Raw genomic sequence first — 24,975 nt, 5'->3', positions numbered from 1 at the left:
CGGCGCCGGCTGGGACCCGACCGCTGTCCCTCGTGTATGCGCTGCCGCACCGAGCGGATCTTGGGGCCGAGCAGTGCCAGGACGTCCCCACCGCACGGTCTGTGGACGACAACCGGGCGGAGGGCAGGCCACGCACGTGGCGCCACGGGTGGTCCACAGTACGAGTGCACGCGCGCTCGCACGTACGCCAGGATGGGGCCATGGCGGTACTTCCTGTTTCCACTCCGGTCGGTGTCGTGGGCGCCGGGACGATGGGCGCCGGCATCGCCCAGGTCGCCCTGGTCGCAGGCCACGAGGTGCGGTTGTACGACGCGCAGGACGGCGCTGCCGACCGCGGCGTCGCCCAGATCCTGGCCCGGCTGGACCGGCTGGTCGAGAAGGGCCGGCTCGAGAGGTCCGCCGCCGATGCGGCGCGGGGCCGGCTGACCGCCGCCGCCTCGCTGGCCGACCTCGCGCCGAGCGGCCTGGTGATCGAGGCCGTGGTCGAGCAGCTGCCGGTCAAGCGGGAGGTGTTCGGCACCCTGGAGAAGGTCTGCGCCGACGACGCGATCCTGGCCACCAACACGTCCACCCTGTCGGTGACAGCCATCGCCGCCGGCCTGCGGCGTCCGGACCGGGTCAGCGGCATGCACTTCTTCAATCCCGCCCCGCTGATGGCTCTGGTGGAGGTGCCCGCGGGCGCGGCGACCGACCCGCAGGTGGCACAGACAGTCGCCGACACCGCCACCGCCTGGGGCAAGACGCCGGTGCGGTGCGCGTCGACACCCGGCTTCGTCGCCAACCGCGTGGCCCGGCCGTTCTACGGCGAGGCGATGCAGGTGCTGGAGGAGGGCGGCGCCGACTGCGCCACCATCGACGCCGTACTCACCGAGGCGGCCGGGTTCCCGATGGGCCCGTTCACCCTCGCCGACCTGGTGGGCAACGACGTCAACCTCGCCGTCGGCCGGTCGGTGTGGGAGCAGACGTTCGGCGACCCCCGCTATGCGCCGTTCGTCGCCCAGCAGCAGGTCGTCGACGCCGGCTGGCTGGGGCGGAAGACCGGCCGCGGGTGGTACGAATACGGCGGGGACGCCGGGAGTTCGGGGCCGCCCCGGCCGCGGACGGCGCAGCCGCGAACGCCTCCGGACCAGGTGACCTACCACGGCGGGTTCACCGCCTGCTTCGGCCTGCTCGACCGGATCGCCGCGGCCGGGGTGAGCATGGAGCGGTACGACACCGGGCCGGCTGCCCAGCGTTCCGGACCGGGCGAGTTCGAGCCGGGTGAGTCGGCGTACGGCATCGAACTCCCCGGCGGCGGCCTGGTCCTGGAGACGACCGGCGAACCCGCCACCTTCGACGGCGACGCGGTGACCCTCGACTGGGTGGGTGACGCGGCGACGGCCACGCGCGTGTGCCTGGCCCCCGGCGACGCCTGCGAGCCGGGCACCCTCGACCACGCGATCGGCTTGTTCCAGGCTGCCGGCCTCGCGGTCAGCGTCATCGACGACGTGCCCGGTCTGATCGTCGCCCGCACCGTCTGCATGCTGGTCAACGAGGCCGTCGACCTGGTGGCCCGCCGGGAGGCGAGCGCCCCCGACGTCGACGTGGCGATGCGGCTGGGCACCGGCTATCCGCGCGGTCCGCTGGCCTGGGGTGACCAGGTGGGCCCGGAGGTCGTCGCGGACGTCCTCGGCACGCTCGCCCGCGCCTACCCCGGCGGTAGGTATCGCCCGAGCCCTCTGCTGGTCCGGGCCGCCCGGACCGGGCGCTCGCTGCGCAGCCTCTAGCTCCCGGGTAAGCCCGTGTCCGGGAACTTTCCCCGAGAAAGTCGCGAACCCTCCTCGCGGTGCGGACATAGAGGGGATGTGGATCAACTCCGGCCCACCGGCGACTCCGACGGGGAGCTCTGGCGTAAGGCCGCCAAGGGCGACGACCCGTCGGCGTTCGGTGGGCTCTTCGAGCGCCACATCGACGCCGTCTACAACCACTGCTTCCGCCGTACCGGATCGTGGGAAGCAGCGGAGGACCTCGCCTCGGTGGTGTTCCTGGAGGCATGGCGGCGTCGGCACGACGTCTCGCTCAGCGGAGAGTCGATCCTCCCCTGGCTGCTCGCGGTGGCCAACAACGTCGTCCGCAACCGCGACCGCAGCCTGCGGCGTCATCGGCGCCTGCTCGCGAAACTGCCACCGGCGGTGGTCGCCCCCGACCCCGCCGACGACGCGGTCTCCCGAGTCGACGACGAGCGCGCCATGCAACGGGTGCTCGAGGTCTTCACCCGTCTCTTACCAGACGAGCAGGACGTGCTCGCGTTGTGCGTCTGGGCCGGACTCAGCTACACCGACGCCGCCGTGGCCCTCGGGATTCCCGTCGGCACGGTCCGCTCCCGGCTCTCCCGCGCCCGCGAACACCTACGCCGGCTTGCCGGGCTCGAGGCGGGCGCGGGACGAACGGGGGGTCCCGCGCCCACCTCGAGCCCGGGAAGTACCCAGGAAAGGGCCCCGGGAAGGGCCTTCTCGGCGCGCCGCTCGAACAACGTGAACGGGGAACTCCTGCCATGACCGACGACGACTTCCACCTTCCACCCCCACGAACGATGCCGCGGGAACGCCGGGACGCGCTCCGCACCGCGCTCGTCGCCGAGGTGAGCGGCACCAGCCGCCCCTGGTGGCGGCGCACCTGGAAGGGCGCGGCCGTCGGAGGAAGTGCCTTCGCGATGGTGCTGGCCGGTGGTGCCGCCACCGCCTACGTCGCGTTCAAACCACCGAGCGACACCAGCAGCGTCCTGTGCTACTCCGCGCCGAGGGTCGAGTCGGCACACGTCGACGTCGCCCGGGTCGCGGTCGCCCGGGAGATGCCCGCGGGAAGTTCCGCCTCGGCCAGCGGCACCGTTGCCATCCACGATCCGGTCGCCGCGTGCGGGCAGGCGTGGCGCACCGGTCTCGTCTCCGCCGGCCACCGAAGCCCCACCGCAGCGCAGGGCCGTACGGCCCGCGTCCCCCCTCTTGTGGCGTGCACCCTCGACAAAGGCGTGGCGGGGGTGTTTCCAGGACCTCCCTCCACCTGTGAACGCCTCGGCCTGCCAAGCGCCACAAGATGAGCCGGCCGCGCTGCCCCCGGGCGGCAGCGCGGCCGGCGAGCCCCTCGACCGGGCCGGGCGGGACCCGCCCGGCCCGGTCGGCCCCCCGGGATGTCGGGATGGCCAGGAGGCTCAGAAGAACTTGATCGACGACGTCCGGTCGTTCATCGTGCCGAACGTCGAGCAACTCCCGTCGCAGTAGCGGTAACTGCCGGTGTAGCTGGTGCCGTCGTGGTGCCGGCCGAGGCAGTTGGAGTACGTGCGGGCGGAGGAGATGCGGTTGTCGAAACCGAGACTGGACAGGTTGGGGAAGCCGTACCACGTCCCGGAGTAACAGCCGGAGCCGCTGGAGCCGTAGAGGACCAGCGAGTCACCGCCGTAGTTGGAGTCTTCGTACTCGATCCCCACCAGTGGCTGGGAGGCGAGCGCGGAGGGGGTGGAGACGACGCCCGCGGCCTGCAGCTGCCGGGTGCTCACCGAGCGGGCGTCGGGAGCCAGCCGGACCCGGCCTGCCGTGGCGTAGGAAACGGACTCCGCGAACGAGCCGAAGCAGGAGATCCTGCTCGGCTTGGCGAAGTGGGCGCCGGTGCCCGGCTGCCCGGCCCGCATGGCCGGCATGCCGACCGCACAGTGCCGGGAACGGTCGGGAACTCCGGTGGCCGCCTGGGCGGCCTGGGCCTGCCAGGACACGAGAACCAACGTGGCCAGCACGGCCAGCCAGGTATTTCGATGTCGACGCACGATGAGTACCTCCCGAGAAGCGAGCAACCGATCATGACATGTGCGGCTGATCACGGTCACGTACGTTTGTCCGGTAATCACCCAACGTACCCGCGGTCTTACGGCGGCGGCGGCCTCGGCGGAGGGGAATGTTCGGCGGTTCGCTGATCATCACCGGCACGTCACCGGCTGTTGCGCCGGCGGTCACCGCTGCGGCGTACACAAACGATCATGTCCGCACCCCGCGTCCCCCAGTCATCCCAGCTCTCGTCCCAGTCGTCGCCCCGTCAGCCGTCCGCCCTGCCGCGCCGCACCCTGTTGCGCGCGGGACTCACCTCGGCAGGGTTCGCCACCGCCGGGCTCGCCGGCCTCGTCCACGCGCCCGTCGCCGGCGCCTCCACCGCGTCCGCCGATAGGCCTCTCACGGCACCCGCCGCGCTCCGCTCCGGCCGGCCCCGGCTGACCCACGGCGTCGCCAGCGGTGACCCGACCGCGAACGGTGCGGTGGTGTGGGCCCGCGCCGACCGCACCGCCCGGATGTGGGTCGAGGTCAGCCGGACGCCGGACTTCCGCCGGGCGGTCACCGTGCCCGGGCCGGTGCTCACCGCGCAGACCAACCACACCGGACGGGTGGACCTGCACGGCCTGCCGTCCGGCCAGGAGTTGTTCTACCGCGTCCACCTCGAGGACCCCGACCGCTACGGGGTCCGGGGCGAGGCGCTGTCCGGCCGGTTGGTCACCGCGCCCCGGGACCGGAGGGACATACGGTTCCTGTGGTCGGGCGACATGGTGGGCCAGGGCTTCGGCTCCAACCCCGACCTCGGCGGCATCACCATCTTCGACCGGATGCGCGCGCTCGCCCCGGACTTCTTCCTGCACTCCGGCGACTCGGTCTACGCCGACGGCCCGCTGACCGAGGCCGTCACGCTGCCCGACGGGCGGGTCTACCGCAATGTCGTGACGGAGGAGAAGAGCCGGGTCGCGCAGACCCTCGACGAGTACCGCGGCCAGTGGGCGTACAACCTGCTGGACCGCAACGTGCGTGCCTTCGCCGCGGAGGTGCCGCAGGTCAACCAGTGGGACGACCACGAGGTGCACAACAACTGGTACCCCGGCCAGATCCTGGAGGACGACCGCTACACCGAGAAGCGGGTGGACGTCCTGGCCGCGCGGGCGCGCCGGGCGTTCTTCGAGTGGATGCCGATCCGGACGTCGCACCGCGACCCCGAGGGCCGGGTCTACCGGAAGGTGTCGTACGGACCGCTGCTGGACGTGTTCGTGCTGGACATGCGGACCTACAAGGACCCGAACACGCCCGGGCTGGAGACCGTCCCGGACGGCGGCGTACTTGGTTGGCGGCAGTTGCGCTGGCTGACCGACGGGCTGCTCGGGTCGCGCGCCACCTGGAAGGTCGTGGCCAACGACCTGCCGCTCGGCCTGGTCGTCCCCGACGGCGCGACCGCGATCGAGGGCGTCGCCCAGGGCGACCCCGGTGCACCGAAGGGACGCGAGCTCGAGATCGCCACCCTGCTGTCGGCCCTGCGCCGCCAACAGGTGGACAACGTCGTCTGGCTGACCGCCGACGTCCACTACACGGCCGCGCACCACTACTCACCGGACCGGGCGACCTTCACCGACTTCTCGCCGTTCTGGGAGTTCGTGTCCGGCCCGCTCAACGCCGGCGCGTTCGGGCCGAACAGGCTGGACGCGACCTTCGGACCGGAAGCGGTGTACGTGCACGCCCCGCCGCGTCAGGGCGCCTCGCCGATGGAGGGCTGGCAGCACTTCGGCGAGGTGGAGATCGCCGGGGACAGCGGGGAGCTGACCGTCCGGCTGCGCGACCAGGAGGCGAACGTGCTGTACGCGCGGACCCTCACCCCCGGCCGCCGCTGATCCTGTCCCGGGTGGACCCCGCCCTACGCGAGCAGCAACGCGGAGGCGGGGTCCTCCAGCACGCTCGCGACGTCCATCAGGAAGCGCGAGCCCTGTTCGCCGTCGACGATGCGGTGGTCGAACGACAACGACAGCGTGGCCACCCAGCGCGGGACCACCTCGTCGTCGACCACCCAGGGTTGCTTGCGGATCGCGCCGACGGCGAGGATGCCGGACTCGCCGGGGTTCAGGATCGGGGTGCCGCCGTCGACGCCGAACACACCGACGTTGGTGATCGTGAACGTCGTACCCAGCATGTCCGCGGGCGGCGTCTTGCCGGCGCGGGCGGTCTGGGTCAGCTCGGTCAGCGACCGGGCCAGTTCGGCCAGCGGCATCCGGTCGGCGCGCTTGATGTGCGGCACCATCAGTCCGCGCGGCGTGGCGGCCGCGATGCCGAGGTTGACGTCGCGCTTGAGGACGATCTCGCCGGCCGGCTCGTCCCAGGTCGCGTTGAGTTCGGGCGTACGCCGCAGCGCGAGCAGGCAGGCCTTGGCGACCACCACCAGCGGGGACAGCCGGACGTCGGCGAAGTCGCGGCGGGCGCGGAGCCGGTCCAGCAGTTCCATCGTCGCGGTGGCGTCGACACTGACCCACTCGGTCACGTGCGGGGCGGTGAACGCGCTCTGGGTGACCGCCTGCGCAGTGGAGCGGCGTACTCCGCGGACCGGGATCCGGGTCTCACCGGCGGTGGGTACGGCGGTTGCGGTCGCGGCCTGGTCGGGCTCGGCCGTCGTACCGGCTGTCGTACCGGCTGTCGTACCGGCTGTCGTACCGGCGGCGAAGGCCTCCACGTCGGCCCGGCTGACGGTGCCGTTCGGGCCGGTCGGCGGCACCTGGGTGAGGTCGACGCCCAGGTCCTTGGCCAGCTTGCGGACCGGCGGCTTGGCTAGCACACCGGGGCCGGCGGTTGCGGGTGCGGGAGAAGCCGGCACGGGTGTCACGGGTAGCGGCGGCGCGGGAGTCGTGGGCGTTGCGGGGACGGAGGGGGCGGCGGGAGTCGCGCTCGCCGGAGCGGGCACGGGCGCGCCGGTACGCGGGCGACGGCGGGCGGAGGTCGTCCGCGGGCCGTACCCGACGAGCATGCTGGTCTTCTGCTCGTCGGCAGCCGCGGCCTTCTCGGTGGTCGCGGACGAGGTCCCGGCGGCGACGTCGAAGGAGCCGGCGACGGCCGCCTCGGCGGCCTGGGGAGCAGAGGACGCCGGAGCGGCGGACGCCGGAGCAGTAGCGGCCGGGGCGGGTGGCACGGCGGTGCCGGGCGCGGCCACCCGGATGATCGGCGTACCGACGGGGACGACTTGCCCCTCGGGCACCAGCAGTTCGGCGATCGTCCCTGCGTACGGGCACGGCAACTCGACCAGCGACTTCGCGGTCTCGATCTCGACCACGACGTCGTTGACCTTCACCTCGTCACCCGGCTTGACCCGCCAGGACACGATCTCGGCCTCGACCAGCCCCTCGCCGACGTCAGGGAGCCGGAACTCGCGCGCTTCGGTCATGGACCATCCCTTCGTACGTTCGGTCCCTCAGTAGGCGAGTACGCGGTCGACCGCGTCGAGGATGCGGTCCAGGTCGGGCAGGAAGTTCTCCTCCGCCCGGGCCGGGGGGTACGGCGTGTCGAACCCGCCCACCCGCCGCACCGGTGCCTGCAGGGAGTAGAAGCACTCCTCGGTGATCCGGGTGGCGAGCTCGGCGCCCAGGCCACCGGTGATCGGCGCCTCGTGCACGGTGACGACGCGGCCGGTCCGGCGTACCAGCTCGTACACGGGGTCGAGGTCGAGCGGCGAGAGCGTGCGCAGGTCGACCACGGCGAGGTCCTTGCCCTCCTCGGCGGCGGCCTGCGCGGCCTCCAGGCAGGTCTTCACCATCGGCCCGTACGCCAGCAACACCGCGTCGGTGCCGTCGCGGACGACCCTGGACGCGTACAGCGGATACGGCGCCTCGGTGGCCTCGGTGTCGACCTCGGCCTTCTCGTAGTAGCGGCGCTTGGGTTCGAGGAAGATCACCGGGTCGTCGCTGGCCACGCACTGCTGGATCATCCAGTACGCGTCACCGGGGCTGGCGCAGGCGACGACCTTCAGCCCGGCGGTGTGGACGAAGTAGGCCTCGGGGGACTCCGAGTGGTGCTCGACCGCGCCGATGCCGCCGCCGAACGGGATCCGGATCACCATCGGGACCGCCAGCCGGCCCTGGGAGCGGAACCGCATCTTGGCGACCTGGCTGACGATCTGGTCGTACGCGGGGTAGACGAAGCCGTCGAACTGGATCTCGCAGATCGGCCGGTAGCCGCGCAGCGCGAGGCCGATGGCGGTGCCGACGATGCCGGACTCCGCCAGCGGCGTGTCGATGACACGGTCCTCGCCGAAGTCCTTCTGGAGTCCGTCGGTGACCCGGAAGACGCCGCCGAGGCGGCCGATGTCCTCGCCCATGATGACGACCTTCGGGTCGTCCTCCATGGCGCGGCGCAGGCCGGCGTTCAGGCTCTTGGCCAGAGTGAGCGCGGTCATCGGGTCACCTCCGCGTGGGGGGCGCCGCCGTCGGCCGCCTGGAAGGACGCGTGATATTCGCGGAACCACTCCTGCTGGGCGCGCAGCTCGGGGGTCATCTCGGCGTACACCCGGTCGAAGGTCGCCGCGAAGTCGGGCTCGGGCATGGAGAGGGTGCCGGCCCGGACGTGGGCGGCGAGGTCGTCGGCCTCGGCGTCCAGGTCGGAGAGGAACGCGTCGTCGACCAGGGCGTTGCGGGTGAGGTACGCCTTGACCCGGGCCAGCGGGTCCTTGAGTTTCCAGTGCTCCAGCTCGTCCTGCAGGCGGTAACGCGTCGGGTCGTCGGTGGTGGTGTGCGCGCCCATGCGGTAGGTGAACGCCTCGATCAGCGTCGGGCCGCCGCCGTCGCGGGCCTGCTGCAGCGCCGCCTTGGTGACGGCGTAGCAGGCGAGGACGTCGTTGCCGTCGACGCGTACGCCGGGGAAGCCGAACCCCGCGGCCCGGCGGTAGAGCGGGATCCGGGACTGCCTCTCCTGCGGGGCGGAGATGGCCCACTGGTTGTTCTGCAGGAAGTAGACGGTCGGGGTGTTGAACACCGCGGACCAGATGAACGACTCGTTGACGTCGCCCTGGGCGCTGGCCCCGTCGCCGAAGTAGGCGAGCACGGCCGCGTCCCGCTCCGGGTCGCCGGTGCCGACGCAGCCGTCGCGCTGCATGCCCATGGCGTAGCCGGTCGCGTGCAGGGTCTGCGCGCCGATGACGATCGTGTAGAGGTGGAAGTTGACGTCGGCCGGGTCCCACCCGCCGTGGTCGACGCCACGGAACAGGCTGATCAGCGCCAGCGGGTCGATGCCGCGGCACCACGCGACGCCGTGCTCGCGGTAGGTGGGGAAGATGAAGTCCTGCTGCCGGACCGCGCGGCCGGAGCCGATCTGTGCCGCCTCCTGGCCGAGCAGCGACGCCCAGATGCCCAGCTCGCCCTGACGCTGGAGGGCGATCGCCTCGGCGTCGATGCGCCGGGTCAGCACCATGTCACGGTAGAAGCCTCTGACGGCCTCGTCGTCCAGGTCGAACGCGTAGTCGGGATGCTCGCACCGCTCGCCCTCGGGCGTGAGCAGCTGGACGAGGTCGGGCTCACCCGCCGGGGCCCCGAACGTGCCTTGCGTCACCGTGCACTCCTTCAGTCCATCGGTGTGCGGGGTCGCCGCCACCGGGCCGGAGCTCAAGTCGCGTCGGACTCGTCGCCACCGGTGGGCGCGACCTACGTCCGACACGCACGGCTGTGACCGATCCCACAGTCGTGCCACCTAACGTACCGACAGCGCCCGCTCGACGCACCCGAACCCCGGTGCGCCAGGTCGTCCCAAGCGTGACCGCCTGGGTTGTCCGTCCAGGATCTGCCCTTCTGACCAGACCGCACCATGTCGGATTCCACGGTTAGCCGCAACCGAAGTCGTTCGGCTCCCACAGTTTGTCGGACGTCCGAACGGATGGTCGGGCGCCCGACTATCCGCGCTGGTCACAGGGTTGGCCGCAGGTTGGTCGCGCACTGTCACCGGTCGGCGGCGACCGCGCCGGAGCGGACCAGCTCGCGAACCTCGGCCTCGCCGAACCCCGCGGCTGCCAGCACCTCCCGGGTGTGGGCACCCGGCACCGGGGCCGGGCCCGGCACACCGCTCGGCGTCCGCGACAGCCGGGGCGCGGGGGCAGGCTGGACCTGTCCGCCGACATCCACGAACGACCGCCGGGCGGCCGCCTGCGGATGGTGCGGTGCCTCGGCCGGGTCGAGCACCGGAGTCACACAGGCGTCGGTACCGGCGAAGCGTTCGGCCCACTCGTCCCTGGTGCCGGTGGCCAGCACCGCCGCGAACGTCTCGTGCAGCAACGGCCAGCCCGCCTCGTCGTACTGTCCGGGCAGGTCCTCCTCGACCAGCCCCAGCCCGGCGAGGAGCGCTGCGTAGAAGCGGGGTTCCAGCGCGGCCACCGCGACGAAGCGGCCGTCCGCACAGGTGTAACAGCGGTAGAACGGCGCGCCGCCGTCGAGCAGGTTGCCGCCGCGCGGCCCGGTCCACATGCCGTCGGCGAGGAGCCCGCGCAGTTGCGCCGACAACAAGGCGGCGCCCTCGACCATCGCCGCGTCCACGACCTGGCCGCGGCCGGAGCGCTCACGTTCGCACAGCGCGGCGAGGATGCCGACGACCGCGAGCATCCCTCCGCCGGCGAAGTCGGCGACGTAGTTCAGCGGCGGGGTGGGTGGCGCGCCGGACGGGCCGATCGGCGCCAGCGCCCCGGACGCCGCGAGGTAGTCCAGGTCGTGCCCGGCTTCCTTCGCGCCGGGACCGTCCTGGCCCCACCCGCTGATCCGGGCGTAGACCAGCCGCGGATTGACGGCCAGGCAGGCGTCCGGTCCGATGCCGAGGCGCTCGCACACGCCCGGCCGGAAGCCCTCGACCAGCACGTCCGCGGACTCCACCAGCCGGAGCGCGACGGCGACCGCCTCCGGGTGCTTGAGGTCGAGGGCGATCGACCGCCGGCCGCGCGCGAGCGGGTCGCCTGGTCGCGCCGGGCCGCCCGTCACCGCGTCGTGGCGGTCCACCCGCACCACGTCGGCGCCGAGGTCGGACAGCATCGTCGCCGCGAACGGCACCGGGGCGAGGTTGGTGAACTCCAGGACGCGTACGCCGGTCAGCGGGCCACTCATCCGGCCATCATTCCCGTGCGGCGCGCCTTACTCCCCCGGCGGACACGAGTCAGGCGTCCCCCTTCGAGACAGGCCCCAGCATGGCGCGGCTGATGATGTCCTTCATGATCTCGGAGGTGCCGGCGTAGATGCGCTGCACCCGCGCGTCGGCGTACGCCCGGCAGATGGGGTACTCCCACATGTAGCCGTACCCGCCGTGCATCTGCACGCAGTCGTCGACGACCCGGCCGAGCATCTCGGTCGCGAACAGCTTCGCCTGCGCGGCCGACGGCGCATCCAGCGCACCGGCGTTGGCGGCGAGCACGCACTGGTCGACGTACGCCTGCGCCACGTCCACCTCGGTCCGCAGCGAGGCGACCCGGAACCTCGTGTCCTGGAACGCCGACAGCGGCCGGCCGAACGCCTGGCGTTCCCGCACGTAGGCGATCGTGTCCTGCAGCGCGACCTCCGCGCTGGCGACCGCGCTCATCGCGACCACCAGGCGTTCCTGGGCGAACTGCCGGGTCAGCTGGACGAACCCCTCGCCCGGGTGGCCGAGCACGTTCTGCTTCGGCACCCGGCAGCCGCCGAAGAACAGCTCCGCGGTGTCCTGCGTACGCAACCCCAGCTTGTCGAGCTTGCGGCCCCGGGTGAAGCCGGGCGTCCCGCTCTCCACGACGAACAGCCCGATGCCGTGCCGCCGGTCGGGTTCGGTACGCGCGGCGACGAGCACGAGGTCGGCGGTGATGCCGTTGGAGATGAAGGTCTTCGCGCCGTCCAGCACCCAGTGGTCGCCGTCCTCCACCGCCCGGGTGCGCAGCGCGGCGGCGTCGGAACCGGCCTCGGGTTCGGTGATCGCGATCGCGAGCACGGCTTCGCCGGTGACAGCGCGAGTGAGGAACCTGCGCTTCTGGCTGCGGGTGGCGGCGTGCAGGAGGTACGGCGCGACGACACCGTTGTGCAGGCCGAGCCCGAAGCCGGACTCGTGCACCGCGGCGAGCTCCTCGATCATCACCTGCTCGTAGCGCAGGTCGGTGATGCCGAGTCCGCCGTACGCCTCGTCGGCGGCGGGCACCAGGAACCCCTGCCGCCCGGCGGCCAGCCAGACGTCCCGGTCGACCAGGCCGGCCTTGTCCCAACCAGGCTGGCGGGGCACGACCTCGCGGGCACAGAACGTACGAAACGATTCCCGGAACGCGTCGTGGTCGGCGTCGAAGTAGCCGTGGGCCCGCATGGTCTCGATCCTGCCGTGCCCGCCGGGCGCCGTAAACCGCCGGCGACGGTCCGCGACGCCGTGACCCCGGCCGACGGCGGGTCAGGGCCGCAGCAGCAGGCCGATGCCCGCAGCGCCGCCGGCCCACAGCAGGCTGGCGAACGTGCCGATGATGAAGCGTTCGGCGGCGCCCGAGGCGCGCAGGTCGGGGTAGCGGCCCAGGCCCTTCACCGCGAGGACCACCGCGACGCCCTCGCCGTACCCCACCAGCAGGCAGCTCGCGATCGCGGCGCGTTCGAGGACGCCGATCCAGGCGCCGCCGCGGAGTACGGGACGGCCGGTCCGCACCCGCCCCGGCCGGCGCGGCGCCTCCGGTCCGGTGATGCTCCGCCCGGCGCCGGGCGTACCGGCGGGCAGTCCGCCGGTGCCGGGCAGGCCTCGCTCGGCGGCCATGCCGGACAGGGGGTCGCCGCCGGCCGGGCGGGTGCCCGTCCCCGCGAACGCTCCCCCGTCGGGCCGCTCGGGTGCACCCGCAGCCGTACCCGGACCGCCGGACGTCCCCGCGTCCGTACCCTCAGCCGGCAACGGCGTCGGCGCCGGCGCGACCGGCCGGGTGATGTCGGGGATCCCGGACTCGCCGGCGCCCCGCAGGATGGCGTGGGTCACCGGCTCACCGCCGGAGATGGCCACCGCGACACTCAGCACCGCGGCGAGAACCCGGATCTCGTGCGAGGGGGCGCCGGTCATCCCGCTCGCACACAGGCCGGCCAGGCCGAGCAGGCCCGCGGGCACGAACGCCACCAGCCACCAGGGGAGCTGCTCGACCCGGTCGTGGACCGTCGGCACCCACGAGCCCACGGCCACCACGGTGAGGAGGGCGAGGACGACCAGCGCAAGGTCGCCCGACACGTTCATCCGGAACTCACCGTCCCTCCCCGTCTCCCCGTCGGCAGGTGCTCTCCGTACTCTGACAGCCGCTCTGCGTACTTTGACAGGTGCTCGCCCTCTCCGGGTGCCCTGCGTACCTTTCAGTCGCGACCGGAGGTGGACGCCGGAGCACCGGCCGCCTGGTCGGCCTGGGTGAGCAGCCGGGCGGCCAGCGGCCTGGCACCGCGTTCCTCCTGCCACAAGGCGGTGCGCAGGCGCTGGCTCACCGCCTGCGGGCTGATCTTGAGGTCGGTGGCGATGTCCTTCTGCGGTAGGCCCTGCCTGATCAGGTCGACCACCTCCCAGCCGGGACCGGTGCGGCGCTGCACCACCGCGGACAGCAGGGCCAGCAGCGACTCCGCCTCTGCGGCCGTACGGGGGTCGGGCCCGACCACGGCCAGCCGGGACGGGGTGTTCTTCGCCCGTTCGACCGCCTCCCGGGCGTTGATGAACGCCGGCCCGTTGGCCGCGCGCACACTCGCCGGGATGGGTTCGCGGACCGGCCCCACGCCCACTCCTGCCCACCAGTCGCCGGCGCGAACGACGTCGAGCACGACGTCCACCGCGTCGTCGGGATGGTTGAGCAACCCCTGCACCTCGTCCCCCGCCGTGCGTTCGAAGTCGCGGACGAACCGCTTGGAGGCCGGGTTGGCGTGCAACCGGGCAAGCAAACCGTCGATCTTGTCGACGCCGTTGCGGCTGCCGCGCTGATCAAGCGTGAGAACCAGCATGTTTCCCTCCGGTACTCACAGGGACCGAGGTCCGGGGGCGACATTATCCAGGCGAGAGGCTTGATTGGGGGGAAACAAGTCTCACCACTTGATAGGCGGCGGCTGGAACCGGTCACCGTAACGCGCCATCAACTCCTTGGCACGCGCCGTGAACACCGCGGGCCCGCCGCAGGCCGAGACGAACTGTGCGGCACCGCCGGTCCAGGCCGGGAAACCGATCCCGAAGACCGTCCCGACGTTGGCGTCGCGGGCGGTCTGGACGACCCCCTCGTTCAGGCAGCGCAACGCCTCCAGCGCCTGGACGTACAGCAACCGGTCGGCGACGTCGCCGACCGGCACCTCGCCCGGCCCGGTGGCGAACCGCTCCGCCAGCTCGGGCCACAGCCGTTTCCCTCCGTCGCCTCCGTCGCCTCCGCCGCCTCCGTAGTCGTAGAAACCGGCGCCGCCACCCTTGCCGGGCCGGTCGAGCTCACGCACCATCGCGTCGATCACGTCGTACGCCGGAGACGGTGCCGGCGTACGCCCCTCCGCCGCGAGGTCTGCCACCTCCTGCGCCCGGACCCGGGCCAGCAGGGTGAGGCTCACCTCGTCGGCGACGGCCAGCGGGCCGACCGGGAACCCCGCCGTCCTCGCGGTGTTCTCCACCACGGCGGGTGGTACGCCCTCGACCACCATGGCGATGCCCTCGGTGACGTAGGTGCCGAACACCCGGGAGGTGAAGAAGCCGCGGCCGTCGTTGACGATGATCGGCAGCTTGCCGATCTGGCGTACGAAGTCGAACGCCGCGGCCAGCGTCACCGGCGAGGTCTGCTCACCGCGGATGATCTCCACCAGCGGCATCCGGTGCACCGGCGAGAAGAAGTGCAGCCCGACGAAACGGTCCGGCGCGCGCACCGCCGCGGCCAGGCCGGTGATCGGCAGGGTCGAGGTGTTGGACGCGAGGAACGCCCGGGGGGCGGCGCGTTCGGCGGCGGCGTGCACGGCGTTCTTCACCCCGCGGTCCTCGAACACCGCCTCCACCACGAGATCGCAGTCGGCCAGCGCGGCCATCCCGGGCCCGGTGTCGGTGAGGGTGATCCGGGACAGCACCTCGTCCCGGCGGGCGGGGGCGAGCCGGCCCTTCGCCACGCGTTCGTCGAGCAGCGCGGCGATCCGGTCCCGGCCCGCGCGAGCGAGGTCGACGGACACGTCGGCGAGTACGACGTCGATGCCGGCGTACGCACTGACGTGGGCGATCCCGGCGCCCATCATCCCCGCGCCCAGCACGCCGAGCGTGCGCACCGGCCGCTTCTCGTAGCCGGGCGGCTTGGACGCGCCGCGAGCGACCTCGTTCCGGCCGAACCACAGCGTGCCGATCATGTTCTTCGCGACCTGGCCGGTCACGAGTTCCAGGAAGTACCTGGTCTCGATCTCCAGCGCGGTGTCGACGTCGACGAACGTGCCCTCGACGGCGGCGGCCAGGATGCGTTCGGGCGCGGGGTAGGCGCCGTGCGTACGGCTGGTCAGCATCGCCGGAGCGGCGGACAGCGCGGCGTATCCCTGGGCGTCGGTGGGCTCGCCGGGCACCCGGAACCCCTTGCGGTCCCAGGGCTGGACCGGCCCTTCGGGCTCGGCGGCCCGGGCGTCGACCCAGGCGCGGGAACGGGAGAGCACCTCCTCGGGCGTGGCGGCGAGCTCGTCGACCAGCCCCGCCCCGGCGGCCGCGCCAGCGCCGAGCTGGGTGCCCTCGACCAGCAGCGGCAACGCGGCGGTGAGGCCGATCAGCCGGACGGACCGGACGATGCCGCCGCCACCGGGCAGGAGCCCGAGCGTCACCTCGGGAAAGCCGATCCGGACCGCCGGGTCGTCCAGCGCGATCCGGTGGTGGCAGGCCAGCGCGATCTCCAGGCCGCCACCGAGCGCGGACCCGTTGATCGCGGCGACCACGGGGCGGCCGAGGCGTTCGAGCCGGCGCAACTGTGTCTTGGCCTGGGAGAGGAAGCCGCGGAACTCCGCGAGATCGCCGCGGTCGACGTCGCGCAGCATCTCCAGGTCGCCGCCGGCGAAGAAGGTCGACTTGGCCGAGGTCAGGACCACCCCGCGCAGCTCGCCCGCGTCGCGGTCGCGTTCGAGCCGGTCCACCGCGACACCCATGGCCGTCACGTAGTCGGCGTTCATGACGTTCGCCGACTGGCCCGGCTGGTCGAACGTCAGCGTGACGACACCGTCGGCGTCCCGGTCGTACCGCACGGCGTCTGTCATCACGTCCTCATCCACGCTCGGGGACGGCGGTGTGTTGTCGCGGTGTTGTCGCGTGTGTTCCCGCGGTGTCGAGCTCGCGGTGTGTTCTCGCAGTGTTGTGTGGAGACGCTACCCGCCCGGCCCGGCGTTCAGTCCGTACGCCCGGCGCGCCCACGAGGCCGGAGCCGGTCCCGCCGACGGGCCGAACGGTCGGACCGGCCACACTGGCGGACCGAACGTAGGACACAATCCTGCGCCAACCGGTTCGGGCGCCAGTCCCCGTCCACGATCAGATCGATAACGATGAGGAACGATCGGGATCGGGTCGGGAACGGCGCATCCGCGGACCGCCGCCGTGGTGAGGAGACGCCGATGCCGCAACCGTTCCTGCATGAGCTGGTCAGCTGCGTGCACGCCCCCGCAGTCGCACTTTCCGACCGGGACGGGCAGATCCGGCCCGGCGGCGTCCAGGGAGTTCTGCTGAACGACCGGCGCGCCCTGTCCACCCTGCTGGTCGACGTGAACGGCGTCGAGCCGACGCCGGTCGGGCACGCCCTCCACGACGCCGGTACGGCACGGTTCGTGGGCGTGGCGCGCGACCTGGGCGACCCGGGGGCCGACTCGACGGTCCGGGTCGAGCGCGAACGCCGGGCCGTGCCGGACGGCATCGAGGAGGACCTGACCCTGGTCAACGCGGCCCGGACCGCGGTGGAGTGCACCGTCCGGGTGCGGGCCGGCTCCGACCTCGCCGCCATGGACGACGTACGACGCGGCGGCCGGCCCGGCCTGGCGCCCCTGACCGCGGCGGGATCGGGCACCTGCGCCTGGGCCGGCGAGGACGTCCGGGTGACGCTGCTCGCCGCGGACGGCGACTCGGCCGACTCAGGTCCCGGCGCCGGCGCCGGCGAGCGGACACCGGTCACGTACGAGACCGACGCCGAGGGGCACGCGGTGTTCGCCTGGCGGGTCCGGCTGCCCGCACGCACCCGCTGGTCGACCACGCTGCGGCTCACCGTGGAGCGGGTCGCGTCTGCCGCCGGCTCCGCCGACACAGTGACCGCCACCAGTGCGTTCCTGCCCGCGGCCGACGGACCCGGCTGGTCCGAGGTCGAGGTCTCCGGCCCGGCCGAACTGGTCCGGCTGGTCGACCGCAGCGTCGAGGACCTGGCCGCGCTCGCGCTCGCCGACCCGATGGCGCCGGACGACGTGTTCCTCGCCGCCGGCAGCCCGTGGTTCTTCACGTTGTTCGGCCGGGACTCGCTGTGGGCGGCCCGGCTCACCCTGCCGCTCGGCACCGACCTCGCTCGCGGCACGCTGCACACCCTGGCCCGCCGCCAGGGCACCCGGTTCGACCCGGACACCGCCGAGGCCCCGGGCAAGATCCTGCACGAGGTACGCCAGGACACCCTGGCCGTCGGCGGCCCCGGAGGGCTCCCGCCGCTGTACTTCGGGACGATCGACGCCACCGCGCTGTGGATCTCGCTCCTGCACGACGCCTGGCGCTGGGGCATGCCGGCCGCCGAGGTCGCCGAGCTGCTCGACCCGCTGGAGGCGGCGCTGGGCTGGCTGACCGGAGAAGCCGACGCCGACGGTGACGGCTTCCTGGAGTACATCGACGAGTCCGGGCACGGCCTGGCGAACCAGGGCTGGAAGGACTCCAACGACTCCATCCAGTTCCCGGACGGCACGATCGCCGACCCGTCGATCGCGCTCAGCGAGGCGCAGGCGTACGCCCACGAGGCGGCCATCGGCGGTGCCGCACTGCTCGAGGCGTTCGGCCGACCCGGCGCGGACCGCCTGCGCGACTGGGCGGAGGCGATGCGCGAGCGCTTCCGTACGACGTTCTGGGTGTCGGACCGGCGCGGCTCCTTCCCCGCCATCGCACTGGACGGCGCGAAGCGGCCGGTCGGCACCGCCACCTCCAACCTCGGCCACCTGCTCGGCACCGGACTGCTCAACCCGGAGGAGTCCGCCCGGGTCGCGGCCCGGATGGCCGAGTCCGACCTGGACAGCGGCTACGGCCTGCGCACGATGAGCGCCGACGCGGCCGGGTTCAATCCGCTCGGCTACCACTCGGGTTCGGTGTGGCCGCACGACACCGCGATCGGCATGCTCGGACTGTCCCGGGCGGGCCACCACCGGGTCGCGGCCTCGCTGGCGTTCGGGCTGCTGCGGACCGCTCCGGACTTCGCGTACCGGCTGCCGGAACTCTTCGCCGGCACCGACGCACACGCCGGGGACGCCGTGCTCGCCTACCCCGCCTCGTGCCGGCCGCAGGCGTGGTCGGCGGCGGCCTCGGTGGTGATGCTCACCGCCGCGCTCGGGCTGGAGCCGGACGTGCCCGGCGGGACGCTGCGGGTCGCGCCGGCGGCGGACTTCGCCGAGTGGTGGCCGCTGCGGGTGAGCGGGCTGCGGGTTGCCGGGCATCCGCTCACCGTCGCGGTGGACGCGACCGGCCGGGTCGAGGTGCAGACCTCCGCTCCGGTCAAGGTCGAGACCCGGAACGTGTAGGGCGGGTCGTCCGGCCGCGCAACCTCGCGTACGGCCGTACGACCTCGCGTGCGGCACTCGGCGGCGGGTGCCCGGCTACGATCGGCCGATGGCCGAACGACTGTCGCTGCGCGCCTTCCTCGAGGCCGACCTGGACGTCCTGGATCGCCTGTGCACGGACCCGGAGGCGTTGGGCGCGTTCGAGTGGCACGGGTTCGTGGATCCGAAGATTCGCCGCCGTCGCTTCGAGAAGGACAGCTACGTGGGCGAGGACTCCACCGCTCTGGCCGTCACAGTGGACGGGGAGGTCGCCGGCCTGGTGTCCTGGCGCGGACTGGACTACGCCGGACCCAAAGGCACCTGCCTCGAGGTCGGTGTCGCGCTGCTGCCCGAGCACCGCGGCAACGGGCTCGGCGCACAGGCGCACCGGGTGCTCGTCGACCACCTGTTCAGGTACACGACCGTCCACCGGCTCGAGGCCCGCGTCGAGTCGGGAAACCTCGCCGAGGAGCGCACCCTGGAGAAGGTGGGGTTCCGGCGCGAAGGTGTGCTTCGCGAGGTCTGCTGGCGCGACGGCGCCTGGCGTGACGGGGTGATCTACGGCCTGCTCCGCGCCGACGCGTAGCGAGTAGGGTCGGACCCGCGTGGTCAGCGGCGACCCGCGATGCCTGCCCGACAGATCGCGAGTGGAGGAACCGCGTGCCGACCGGCCAGCGCCCCAACATCGTCATGGTCCTCACCGACGACCACGCCGCGCACGCGATCTCCGCGTACGACGACACCCTGCTGCAGACGCCCAACCTCGACCGGCTGGCGCACGAGGGTATGCGGTTCGACGCGACGTACTGCACCAACGCCCTGTGCGCGCCGAGCCGGGCGTCGATCCTCACCGGCACCTACAGCCACGTCAACGGCGTCCGCACGTTGTCGACGCACTTCGACGCCGCGCAGCCGACGTTCGTGTCGATGCTGCGCGACGCGGGCTACCAGACGTGGCTGGCCGGGAAGTGGCACCTCGGCCACGGCGGTGAGCACGACCCGCAGGGCTTCGACTACTGGGAAGTGCTGGACGGGCAGGGGCCGTACTGGGATCCGGAGTTGATCTCCGAGCACGGCCGGCGCACCGTCTCCGGCTACACCACCACGATCCTCACCGATCTCGCCATCGAGCGGATCCGGCAGCGGGACCCGGACCGGCCGTTCTGCCTGCTGCTCCACCACAAGGCGCCGCACCGCAGCTGGGATCCGGACACCGCGCACGCCAAGCTGTTCGCCGACGAAGACCTGCCCGAGCCGGCCACGTTGTTCGACGACCATGCCGGGCACGGGCGCGCGGCCCGCGAGGCCCGGATGCGGATCGGCCGCGACCTGAACGAGCGCGACCTCAAGGCGCCGTTCCCACCCGACTTGTCCGAGCCGGAGCGGACACGGTGGGCGTACCAGCGTTATCTCAAGGACTACCTGCGCTGTGTGGTGTCGGTCGACGAGAACACCGGCCGGCTGCTGGACGTGCTCGACGACGAGGGGCTGCGCGACGACACGATCGTGGCGTACTCCTCCGACCAGGGCTTCTTCCTCGGCGACCACGGGTGGTACGACAAGCGCTTCATGTACGACGAGTCGCTGCGGATGCCGCTGCTGGTGCGCTACCCGCCGGAGGTGCCGGCCGGGTCGGCCACCGACGCGATGGCGCTGAACATCGACTTCGCGCAGACGTTCCTCGACTACGCGGGCATCGAGGCGCACCCGCGCATGCAGGGTGAGAGCCTGCGGCCGCTGCTGCGCGGCGAACGTCCTGACGGCTGGCGGGACTCGATCTACTACCGCTACTGGGAACACGACGACAACCCGCACCACGTCGAGGCGCACTACGGCGTGCGCACCGAGCGGTACAAGCTGATCTACTACTACGCCCGCGGGTTCGGGATTCCGGGCGCGTCGGACCGGACGATGGAGCCGGAGTGGGAGCTGTTCGACCTCGAACGCGACCCGGCCGAGCTCACCAACGTGTGGGCGGATCCTGCCTATGCCGGCGTACGCGAGGAGCTGCGGGCCGAGCTCGCCCGCCTGCAGGCGCAGTACGCCGACGAACCCTGTGAGGACTCGGCGTAGCGAGCGCCCCTCACAACCTCACACGGTCACTGCCCGGCGCTCTCGAGAGACCTGCGCGGTGTGCTGAGCCGGGCCGCCGCTCAGACGCGTTCGATCACCGTGGCCACGCCCATGCCACCGCCCACGCAGAGCGTCACCAGGCCGCGGCGCAGGTCACGGCGTTCCAGCTCGTCCAGCAGGGTGCCGACCAGCATCGCCCCGGTCGCGCCGAGCGGGTGGCCGAGCGCGATCGCGCCGCCGTTGACGTTCACGATCTCCGGTGAGAGATCCAGCTCCCGCATGAACCGCAGCACCACCGCGGCGAACGCCTCGTTCACCTCGTACAGGTCGATGTCGCTCGGCGTCAACCCGGCCTTGTCAAGAGCGCGGCGGGCCGCCGGACCGGGCCCGACGAGCATCAGCGTGGGGTCGGTGCCGACCGCGGCGGCACTGACGATCCGGGCACGGGGAGTCAGGCCGAGGTCACGACCGGCGCGTTCACTGCCGATCAGTACGGCGGCGGCACCGTCGACGATCTGGGAGGAGTTGCCCGCGGTGTGCACGTGCCGGATGCGTTCCACACTGGGGTAGCGGTCCATCGCCACCGCGTCGAACCCCAGCGCCCCCATCTTCGCGAAGCTCGCGGGCAGCGCGGCCAGTCCCGCGGGCGTCGTCTCCGGCCGGATCGCCTCGTCCTGGTCCAGCAGCACCTCGTCGTTGACGTCGACGACGGGGACCAGCGAGCGTTCGAAGTAGCCCTTGTCGCGGGCCAGCGTCGCCCGCTGCTGCGACGTCGCCGCGAACCGGTCGACGTCCGCGCGGTCCAGGCCCTCCAGCGTGGCCAGCAGGTCGGCGCTGATGCCCTGCGGCACGAACCCCGTCTTGAGGTTGGTCTCCGGGTCGATGAACCACGCGCCGCCGTCGGAACCCATCGGCACGCGTGACATCGATTCCACACCGCCGGCGACCACCAGGTCGTCGTAGCCCGACGCGACCTTCTGCGCGGCGAGGTTGACCGCCTCCAGTCCGGACGCGCAGAACCGGTTGAGCTGGGTGCCGGGCACGCCGACGTCCCAACCGGCCACCAGCACCGCGGTCCGGGCGAGGTCCGCGCCCTGCTCGCCCACCGGCGTCACGATCCCGAACACCACGTCGTCCACCCGCGCGGTGTCCAGGTCCGCACGGTTGGCCAGCGCGGTGAGCACGGTCGTGGCCAGTGTCACCGGTTTCACGCTGTGCAGCGAACCCCGCTTCCCCCTGCCGCGGGGCGTGCGGACGGCATCGAAGACGAACGCATCGGTCATGTCCCCAGCTTGCCCCCTCACCGGAGCGCCGGCGCCGCAACTGCCCGTTTCCCGGCCGAGCTTTGTGCCGGTTACGTCCTACGTGCGGGATTCGGGCGATTCTCGCGGCTTCCGGGCATTTCCGGACAGTGTCCGTGGCCTTGCGCGAACGGGACGAGGCGGCCTGGGAGACGTGCCGGGTAGCGCGTCAAGGCGCGGGCGGGGCACCCTGTCGGAATGGTCGCCGAGAGCTCAGCTGGTCGCCACCGCGCCGAGGCCGCCCGGGTCGAGGACCCCGACCCGTCGACGGCACCGGCGCCCGACCCCTCGTACGTCCACGATCTTCTCCGTCACCTCGGCCGCTACGGCTGGCCCGGCGCGCCTCGGTACCTCCGTGGCCGTGACGGCCAGGAGGTTCTCGGCCGGCTCGACGGGCACGTCGCCTGGGAGGCTGCCCAGCCGCCGCCGGTCTGGTCGGAGGAGAGCCTGGTCAGGGTGGCGAAGCTGGTCCGGCAGTTCCACGACCTGACCGCGGGCACCCACCTGGCCGGTGACCAGGAGGTCGCCTGCCACAACGACCTGGCACCACGCACCACGGTCTACCGCGAGGAGGAGGCCGGGCTGCGGCCGTACGCGTTCGTCGGCTGGGACCACGCCGGCCCCGGTCGCCGCGTGCACGACGTCGCGCTGGTGTGCTGGCAGTTCCTCGACCTCGGTCCGCGCCGGGCGAGCGCCGCCGGCCCGGCGAGACTGGTTGCCCTGATCGCCGACGCGTACGGCCTGCTCCCGCGGGACCGCGCCGAGCTGGTGGAGACGATTCTGTGGTGGCAGGACCGCTGCTGGCGCGGGCTGGCCGCGTCCGAGGCCGCCGGAGCCGGTGACGAGGGTGACGAGGGTACGGATGCGGCGGTCGAGGACGTCCGCGCGTCGTACGCGTGGGTGGCCGAGCACGCGGACGAGTTCGCCGCGGCGATCGCCCCTGCCCGGGTACTGAACACCGGCGCGCACGCCCGCGACGCCTGACTTCGCGGTCCGTACGACGCGGCCCGGCCGACGCGGCCCGGCCGACTCAGCCGGCGCGTACGCCGGCAGGCTCGGTCTCGCCGACCTCGCTGGCCACGTGGGCGGTAGGTGTCAACGGCGCCTTGGCGCAACTGGTCTTGCGGTCCGGCCGGAGGGTCTCCTCCCGGCCGGTGACCGTCCAGGCCCGGTCGCCTGCGACCACTCGAACCTGCCACCTCGCGTTGTCGGTTCCCGTCGCCCCCGGGGCCTCGGGCACCTCCGGCTCCGCTCGTACGGCGTCCGGGTCGGCCTCTCCCGTCCGCTCGCGGACCGCGAGTTCGGCCACCTGGCCCGGCGCTGACCAGGTGGACCGGCCCCGGCAGCGTTCGGTCACCATCCGCCCGGCCCTGGCCTCGGCGAGGACGTGCTCGGCGAAGTCGACGTCCAGCCGGCCGTACAGGTAGCCGGTGGGCAACAGGACGGCGGTCGGCGCGAACCGGTGGCCGCCCGTATGCGTGGTCTCCCAGACAGTGCCACCGGTGTGTGCGCCGCCCGCGGGGTCGGTCACGTCGGCGGCGTGGCGCCGGGCGAGCTCGCCGGCCAGCGGGCGTCCGACGAGCGCGCAGCACAGGTCACGCCGGCCGTTGCTGCACACCAGCAGGACCGGCCCCGCCACCCGCTCCCCCCACTCGCGCGGCTCCTCCCCCGCGGCCAGCGCCGCGAGGTCGAGGTCGAGCAGCGAGTGGGGATCGTCCACGACCGCCGCCCGCAGCCAGGTCGCCCCCGGACGGGTGTGCGCCACGAACACCCGGCGGCCGCCCGGCAACGTCGCCGGGGGATGCGCGTCGGCGTGCCGTCCGGGCCGGCGGATCAACTGGATGCGTACGCCGGTGCCCTTGGCCCGGGCGGCGAGCTCACCGCCGAGTTCGACGTCGAGGTGGCTCTCCACCAGCGCGTCCGCGCCCCATGGTCCGGGCTGCTCGATGCACAACCAGGTCGTCGCGGTTGCAGCCGACCCGGCAATGGGTTCGTCGTACGTCGCGGACAGGATGGAGCACGCGTCAGGAGAACGCCCCATCTGATGACCTTGGCCGACGGCCGGCTCGTCGGGATTCGCGTTCGTCCTCGCTTCGGCCTCGCCACCGTCACGTGTCACCGGATTCCTCCGTCGCATCCCGCGGATCATGTCCCACCGCCGCCAAGCACTCCGTCCACTCTGTCAGCCCGGCTCGGCGGCTCGGGTCCGGGGCGCCACTATCGGCCAGCCAGTCCGGATGACCCGGGCTCCGGGGCGGACCCGGTCCGGGTGTGCCCGTCCAGGCAAGCCGCGGCGGGCGAGCCGGGGCGAATCAGCCTCAGAACGGCGGCAGGTCATCCTCGGTCGTCCTTGCGGCGGCGGCGGGTGCCGGTTCGGGTGGGAAAGGGTCGGTGAGGGATGGCGCTCCGCTGCGGTACTGCCGGCCGTACGGGTCGGTGAGCCTGTGTTCGCCAGGTCCGGTCTGCTCCAGCTTCCAGTCGCGGTCGGTTTTGGTTTTGTGGTGGCGTGGGCACAGGGGTGCGATGTTCTCTACTGACGTCGATCCGCCGTGGGCGTGTTCGGTGTTGTGGTCGAGGTGGCAGGTGGCGGCGGGCCTGCGGCTGGTGGTCCATACGCAGCGTTGGTCGCGGGCGTGGACGAGTTCGGCCTGCAGCCCGCGCAGGAACCGAGCCGGTATCGGATGCAGATGCAACAACCGCCCGGTGACCGGGTGGGTGACCCCGACACCGAATCTCGCCTCGGGGTTGTCGAGGTGATTCGCCACGATCCTGACGGCCACCTCGGTGATGACAGGTCCGAACCCGCCGAGCTCACCCGGCTGGGTCGACAACCCCATCAACGTGGTCAGCGGAATGTTCAACTGCACCTTTGCGCGCGTTCGTATCCCACCCCAGCTCGGCCGCGAAAACTTGTGCACGGATGAAGTTGGCCCGCTTCTCAATGCCGGGACCGAGCCGCACCCCGCGCCCTCGGAGCCTTGAGCGGCGCACCCGCAAACGCCGACGGACCCTGCCCTGCACGGGAAGGGTCCGTCGAAACGTGCCCGGCGAGGCGACCTGCGCGCCCACCTGTTGTTCGGCTGCCCAGGGCCCGCGACACGGACGCCGGAG

Annotated in this window: 20 protein-coding genes; 8 read left to right on the top strand and 12 right to left on the bottom strand. The window is 72.6% G+C overall.

The window, feature by feature from the left end:
- Nucleotides 1–200: 200 nt before the first annotated feature.
- From BLU27_RS06335 to BLU27_RS06325, 3 genes are all read left to right on the top strand, one after another.
- Nucleotides 201–1,766: a 3-hydroxyacyl-CoA dehydrogenase gene (locus tag BLU27_RS06335; RefSeq protein ID WP_092651495.1), complete on the top strand. Its 1,566-nt coding sequence runs from the start codon at nt 201–203 to the stop codon at nt 1,764–1,766.
- Nucleotides 1,767–1,844: 78 nt separating this feature from the next.
- Nucleotides 1,845–2,537 carry an RNA polymerase sigma factor gene (locus BLU27_RS06330; protein WP_241827818.1) on the top strand — a complete coding sequence of 231 codons (693 nt, stop codon included), beginning with the start codon at nt 1,845–1,847 and terminating at the stop codon, nt 2,535–2,537.
- Nucleotides 2,534–3,076: a hypothetical protein gene (locus BLU27_RS06325; protein WP_092651493.1), complete on the top strand. Its 543-nt coding sequence runs from the start codon at nt 2,534–2,536 to the stop codon at nt 3,074–3,076. The genes BLU27_RS06330 and BLU27_RS06325 overlap by 4 nt, the downstream gene beginning before the upstream one ends.
- 111 nt (nt 3,077–3,187) lie before the next feature.
- Here BLU27_RS06325 and BLU27_RS06320 read toward each other — a convergent pair whose 3' ends face one another.
- Nucleotides 3,188–3,796, bottom strand: coding sequence for a hypothetical protein (locus BLU27_RS06320; RefSeq protein ID WP_157728267.1), 609 nt, complete (start codon nt 3,794–3,796; stop codon nt 3,188–3,190).
- Between the two features lie 210 nt (nt 3,797–4,006).
- On the opposite strand from BLU27_RS06320, the gene BLU27_RS06315 reads away from it, so the two are divergent.
- Nucleotides 4,007–5,668, top strand: a complete 1,662-nt coding sequence (locus tag BLU27_RS06315; protein WP_092651489.1) for an alkaline phosphatase D family protein — start codon at nt 4,007–4,009, stop codon at nt 5,666–5,668.
- Between the two features lie 23 nt (nt 5,669–5,691).
- Here the strand turns inward: BLU27_RS06315 and BLU27_RS06310 are convergent, their stop codons facing one another.
- The 8 genes from BLU27_RS06310 to BLU27_RS06275 form a co-directional block, all read right to left on the bottom strand.
- Nucleotides 5,692–7,203, bottom strand: a complete 1,512-nt coding sequence (locus BLU27_RS06310) for a dihydrolipoamide acetyltransferase family protein (protein ID WP_092651487.1) — start codon at nt 7,201–7,203, stop codon at nt 5,692–5,694.
- A 27-nt stretch (nt 7,204–7,230) separates the two neighbouring features.
- Nucleotides 7,231–8,211, bottom strand: a complete 981-nt coding sequence (locus BLU27_RS06305) for an alpha-ketoacid dehydrogenase subunit beta (protein ID WP_092651485.1) — start codon at nt 8,209–8,211, stop codon at nt 7,231–7,233.
- Entirely contained in the window at nt 8,208–9,359 is a 1,152-nt protein-coding gene (pdhA, locus tag BLU27_RS06300; protein ID WP_241827817.1) for a pyruvate dehydrogenase (acetyl-transferring) E1 component subunit alpha, read from the bottom strand. The genes BLU27_RS06305 and pdhA overlap by 4 nt, the downstream gene beginning before the upstream one ends.
- 383 nt (nt 9,360–9,742) lie before the next feature.
- Nucleotides 9,743–10,891, bottom strand: a complete 1,149-nt coding sequence (locus BLU27_RS06295; RefSeq protein ID WP_092651481.1) for a CaiB/BaiF CoA transferase family protein — start codon at nt 10,889–10,891, stop codon at nt 9,743–9,745.
- 49 nt (nt 10,892–10,940) lie between these two features.
- Nucleotides 10,941–12,104 (bottom strand): acyl-CoA dehydrogenase family protein, encoded by a 1,164-nt coding sequence (locus BLU27_RS06290; protein ID WP_092651478.1) that lies wholly within the window; start codon nt 12,102–12,104, stop codon nt 10,941–10,943.
- A gap of 81 nt (nt 12,105–12,185) precedes the next feature.
- The gene (locus BLU27_RS29790) at nt 12,186–12,998 is read right to left on the bottom strand and encodes a hypothetical protein (protein ID WP_197681705.1); all 813 of its coding nucleotides are present in this window, start codon (nt 12,996–12,998) and stop codon (nt 12,186–12,188) included.
- A gap of 113 nt (nt 12,999–13,111) precedes the next feature.
- Nucleotides 13,112–13,741: a hypothetical protein gene (locus BLU27_RS06280; RefSeq protein ID WP_092651475.1), complete on the bottom strand. Its 630-nt coding sequence runs from the start codon at nt 13,739–13,741 to the stop codon at nt 13,112–13,114.
- 81 nt (nt 13,742–13,822) lie between these two features.
- A complete protein-coding gene (locus BLU27_RS06275; RefSeq protein WP_092651472.1) occupies nt 13,823–15,982 on the bottom strand; it encodes a 3-hydroxyacyl-CoA dehydrogenase NAD-binding domain-containing protein in 2,160 nt (719 codons plus the stop codon).
- Nucleotides 15,983–16,333: 351 nt separating this feature from the next.
- On the opposite strand from BLU27_RS06275, the gene BLU27_RS06270 reads away from it, so the two are divergent.
- The 3 genes from BLU27_RS06270 (at nt 16,334) to BLU27_RS06260 (ending at nt 20,563) form a co-directional block, all read left to right on the top strand.
- Entirely contained in the window at nt 16,334–18,472 is a 2,139-nt protein-coding gene (locus BLU27_RS06270; RefSeq protein ID WP_092651469.1) for an amylo-alpha-1,6-glucosidase, read from the top strand.
- An 88-nt stretch (nt 18,473–18,560) separates the two neighbouring features.
- Nucleotides 18,561–19,076, top strand: a complete 516-nt coding sequence (locus BLU27_RS06265) for a GNAT family N-acetyltransferase (protein ID WP_197681704.1) — start codon at nt 18,561–18,563, stop codon at nt 19,074–19,076.
- A 74-nt stretch (nt 19,077–19,150) separates the two neighbouring features.
- On the top strand, nt 19,151–20,563 hold the full coding sequence (locus BLU27_RS06260; protein WP_241827816.1) for a sulfatase family protein: 1,413 nt from the start codon (nt 19,151–19,153) through the stop codon (nt 20,561–20,563).
- 80 nt (nt 20,564–20,643) lie between these two features.
- Here BLU27_RS06260 and BLU27_RS06255 read toward each other — a convergent pair whose 3' ends face one another.
- Nucleotides 20,644–21,846 (bottom strand): acetyl-CoA C-acetyltransferase, encoded by a 1,203-nt coding sequence (locus BLU27_RS06255; protein WP_092651466.1) that lies wholly within the window; start codon nt 21,844–21,846, stop codon nt 20,644–20,646.
- 216 nt (nt 21,847–22,062) lie between these two features.
- On the opposite strand from BLU27_RS06255, the gene BLU27_RS06250 reads away from it, so the two are divergent.
- Nucleotides 22,063–22,848, top strand: coding sequence for a trifolitoxin immunity protein (locus tag BLU27_RS06250; RefSeq protein WP_197681703.1), 786 nt, complete (start codon nt 22,063–22,065; stop codon nt 22,846–22,848).
- 46 nt (nt 22,849–22,894) lie between these two features.
- Here BLU27_RS06250 and BLU27_RS06245 read toward each other — a convergent pair whose 3' ends face one another.
- A complete protein-coding gene (locus BLU27_RS06245) occupies nt 22,895–23,905 on the bottom strand; it encodes a sucrase ferredoxin (protein WP_092657260.1) in 1,011 nt (336 codons plus the stop codon).
- A gap of 277 nt (nt 23,906–24,182) precedes the next feature.
- A complete protein-coding gene (locus BLU27_RS06240) occupies nt 24,183–24,725 on the bottom strand; it encodes an HNH endonuclease (protein WP_241827815.1) in 543 nt (180 codons plus the stop codon).
- Nucleotides 24,726–24,975 lie beyond the last annotated feature (250 nt).

It is taken from the genome of Actinopolymorpha singaporensis (assembly GCF_900104745.1).
In the GTDB taxonomy this organism is placed as follows: Bacteria; Actinomycetota; Actinomycetes; order Propionibacteriales; family Actinopolymorphaceae; genus Actinopolymorpha; species Actinopolymorpha singaporensis.
The sequence above is the reverse complement of the archived record's forward strand: the minus strand, read 5'-3'. Positions and strand labels throughout refer to the sequence as shown.